An 873-nucleotide genomic window follows, 5' to 3' on the forward strand; every position below is an offset into this window, starting at 1 on the left:
CACGCCGACCCCGACCGCGGTCTCGACCCGGCGGCGCTCGGCGAGGTGCGGGTGGCCGGAACGGTGGCGCTGGCCAAGGCTGCGGCCGTGCATGTGGACATGGGCGATGCGGAGGGCGACGTCAGTGCCGCCGCCGACGCGCTCGCGGCGGCGGATCGCGGGGACGACGACGCGCAGTTCGTCGTGGACGGGGCCGAGGACCACGAGCTGCTCTGGTACGCGACGCAGGAGATCCCGAACCTCGTCGGGCTGCTCGACTGAGTCCGTCCGGTGGCGGTCGGCTGGCCGGATATGGCCGTTGACCTGCGATTCTCTTGATTGTCAGTGGCGGCGGGTACGTTTTTGGCATGGGGATGCAAGCAAACGCGCACATCGTCTGGGACTGGAACGGCACGCTGTTCCACGACAATGACGCGATCATCGGGGCGACGAACGCGGCGTTCGCCGAGCTCGGGCTCAGGGCGATCACGATGGAGGAGTACCGGACGCTGTACTGCGTGCCGGTGCCGAAGTTCTACGAGCGGCTGCTGGGGCGGCTGCCCACCGACGCCGAGTGGGAGGTCATGGACGACACCTTCCACCGGTACTACGCCGAGCACCGGGTCGTCTGCGGGCTGACCGAGGGCGCGGCGGACCTGCTCGCGGGATGGCGGACGGCGGGGGGCAGCCAGTCGATCCTCAGCATGTACGTCCATGACGAACTCGTCCCGCTGGTGCGGGAGTTCGGGATAGAGCCGCACTTCATACGGGTCGACGGGCGCACCGGGCCCTCCGGCGGCAGCAAGGCCGAGCACATGGTGCGGCACCTCGGGGCCCTGGCCGGCGTGGACCCCGCGCGCACGGTGGTGATCGGCGACGCGGACGACGAAGCGG

The 873-nt window shown here is 70.3% G+C and carries 2 protein-coding genes; both read left to right on the top strand.

Annotated elements, in window-relative coordinates; translation table 11 throughout:
- The coding region (locus R6V09_RS54060) for a DUF6912 family protein (RefSeq protein ID WP_442810325.1) at window positions 1-261 on the top strand (261 nt) is incomplete at its 5' end.
- 86 nt (window positions 262-347) lie between these two features.
- A partial coding sequence (locus R6V09_RS54065) for an HAD family hydrolase (protein WP_317888679.1) occupies window positions 348-873 on the top strand: 526 nt, incomplete at its 3' end.

The organism is Streptomyces sp. W16 (assembly GCF_033194735.1).
Lineage (GTDB): Bacteria > Actinomycetota > Actinomycetes > Streptomycetales > Streptomycetaceae > Streptomyces.